This is a genomic window from uncultured Blautia sp. (assembly GCF_902497045.1).
GTDB lineage: Bacteria > Bacillota > Clostridia > Lachnospirales > Lachnospiraceae > Blautia_A.
The window spans coordinates 1-2,706 of record NZ_CABVDF010000298.1 but is presented as its reverse complement, the minus strand read 5'-3'; the positions used below and the strand labels follow the sequence as shown (position 1 = coordinate 2,706).

The 2,706-nt window shown below is 42.4% G+C and carries 2 protein-coding genes; both read left to right on the top strand.

Annotation, left to right across the window (positions count from 1 at the left end):
- Positions 1–163 precede the first annotated feature (163 nt).
- On the top strand, positions 164–1,864 hold the full coding sequence (locus RDS42_RS13985) for a MobA/MobL family protein (protein ID WP_055159449.1): 1,701 nt from the start codon (positions 164–166) through the stop codon (positions 1,862–1,864).
- Entirely contained in the window at positions 1,848–2,552 is a 705-nt protein-coding gene (locus RDS42_RS13980) for a DUF6040 family protein (RefSeq protein ID WP_004841175.1), read from the top strand. The genes RDS42_RS13985 and RDS42_RS13980 overlap by 17 nt, the downstream gene beginning before the upstream one ends.
- Positions 2,553–2,706 lie beyond the last annotated feature (154 nt).

Below are 2,706 nucleotides of genomic sequence, written 5' to 3'. Positions count from 1 at the left end.
CGCAGGAGGCACTCTTCGCCAGAGGGGCGCATTCCATGCAGGCTGTTATGCACAGAGCACACTCTTACGCAGAGGGCGTTCCGGCAGATACCATTCTCTTTTACAGGAAATGTTAACTGCCGGAAATCAATGCCGGGTACGGCAGAAAGGGGGGAAACGGATCATGGCGATCTTTCATTATACGGTAAAGATTGTCGGACGCAGCAAAGGGAAATCCATCATATCAGCGTCTGCCTATCTCAATGGTGATGTAATGAAAAATGAAGAAACAGGCAGGATCAGTTACTACACTTCCAAAAGAGAAGTTGTTTATACCAGTTTGATGATGTGTGAAAATGCACCGCAGGAATGGCAGAATGTACCTGCCGAAAATATCAAACGGTTTCAGAAATCTGTCCGGTATAAAAGGGCAGACAACAAAGAAGTTGTACTGGAGAAATTCAAACTTACTTTTCAGAAACAGTGCTTATGGAATGAAGTTTTGAAGATTGAGAAAAGTTCAGACGCACAGCTTGGCAGATCGTTTGAGTTCTCACTTCCAAAAGAATGGAATCGACAGGAACAAATTGAATATACAACAGATTATATTCAGAAAAACTTTGTGGACAAAGGCATGTGTGCAGATTGGAGCATTCACGATAAGGGCGACGGAAACCCGCATGTGCATTTACTTGTAACCATGCGTCCCTTTAATCCCGACCACTCATGGGGAAACAAAGAAGTCAAAGACTGGGAGTTTGTCAGAGATACTGACGGAAATATTGTGGTTGATGAATCCCACCCGGACTGGTGGCAGGATAAAAAGAATCCTGACCGTCATGGAATCCGAATTCCGGTATTGGACGAAAACGGTAATCAGAAAGTTGGTGCAAGGAACCGTAAACAATGGAAACGGGTGCTGACCGATGCTACCGGATGGAACAATCCAAAGAATTGTGAATTATGGCGGAGCGAATGGGCGAAAGTCTGTAATGACCATTTATCAGTAGAACAACAGATTGACCACCGTTCCTATGCAAGACAGGGAAAATTAGAAATCCCTACAATCCATGAGGGTGCTGATGCAAGAAAGATTGATGAGAAATTCCAGAGTGGACAGGTGCAGACAGCTTCATGGAAAGTAGAGGAAAACCAGATCATAAAAAGACAAAATGCACTGCTGAAAAAGATACAGACCAGTTTCGGAAAAGTATCTGGTGCATTATCACAGTGGAAGGAGTGGTTAAATGACCTTAGAAGAAAGCCGGGAAGTCATTCCCATGATGGAGTCAATGATAAACCAGATCGAGGAACAGCAGAACCTTATGGCAGAGATGGTACAGGAATTACAGGAACGGGACAGACAGCTTCTGTCCTTTCAGGAGCAGAACCAGAGTTTGCAGATCTTAAACAGCGAGTTATCCGGGCTTCTGAATCTTTTGCCAGATACAGAAGAACTGCTCTCCCAGATCGAACAGCAAAAAGTCAGAATCGAACAGTTGGAAAACGAGAATCAGCAATGGCAGGAATTAACGCAGAAGCTGAACAACGAGAACAGCTTATTACTGACATTAAACAGCAGATAGAGAAAGCGAGGGATATTGATGAACGAATGCGTAAACTTAGAGAACGTCGGGCGGGTGGAAGAACTCCTGGCAATGACGGAACAGATGCAGGACGAACTGGATCAGAAAGACCAGACAATTCTGGAACTGAACAGGCAGCTAAACAGATCGCTGACCTTGAACGAGAAATTGAACAGCGAAAACAGAGCCGAGAATATCGAAGCATTGCGGACAAAATTAAAGCAAACAGAGGAACAATTAACCAGCGAGACAGACAGCAGGAAAAGAGCCGACGCAGAAGTCGTGGCATGGAAATTTAAGTACGAAAAAGCGGAGCAGGCAAAACGCTATGCACAGACACACCAAAAGACGGTAGAGGTGCCTGTCGAGAAAAAAGTGCCTTATGAGAAATGCGATAACTGTGACCGTACTGCTTATCAGAAAGCAAAAGAAAAATGCGATAATCGAAAAATTCAGTTGGAGAAAAAATATAAACAAATGACAACAGGTTATGAAAGCCTTATGTTCCTGTTGGCATGGTACAGCATAGCAACTACACTGTTCACAGCTATCCTTTCTCCGGTTTTTCTTAACGACTGTATCACCTTTTTCGGTACGATTGGTAAAGGAATCATAAACCTGTTTCGAGAATTTGTTACAGGAGCAGATTCTTTCGGACAGTTAAGCAATGGAATCTCAAACAGTATCGTTTCCGGGATTGTGTACTGGCTGATCGCGGCTATTGTTATGGGAATTTTATTCATTATAACGGGATTCCTGATAATTGGGATTGGCTATCAGGTGGGAAAAATCTACCGGAAATATTGTTGGGATATCATCAGCATTATGGTGGCAATAATGAGTACAGCTATCGTAATCTACTTTGGCGAATGGATAAAATCTGTCATTCCGATAAACCTCATTGTACTGTTACTACTTGTATATGTGGTCTATATTGGAATTCGATGTTATGTAAAAGACTGGCGAGAAGAGCGGGGATATTATTAAGAAAAACACAGGGAGATGTCTTTATCTTCCTGTGTTAAAAATGAAGCATTGATTATTTTTATATGAGAGGGATTATCGGACAGACCTATATCGTGTTACAAAGTGTTGTAAAGCCTGCAATTTCGTGATTTTTAAAATTGACCGTTTTATAGAA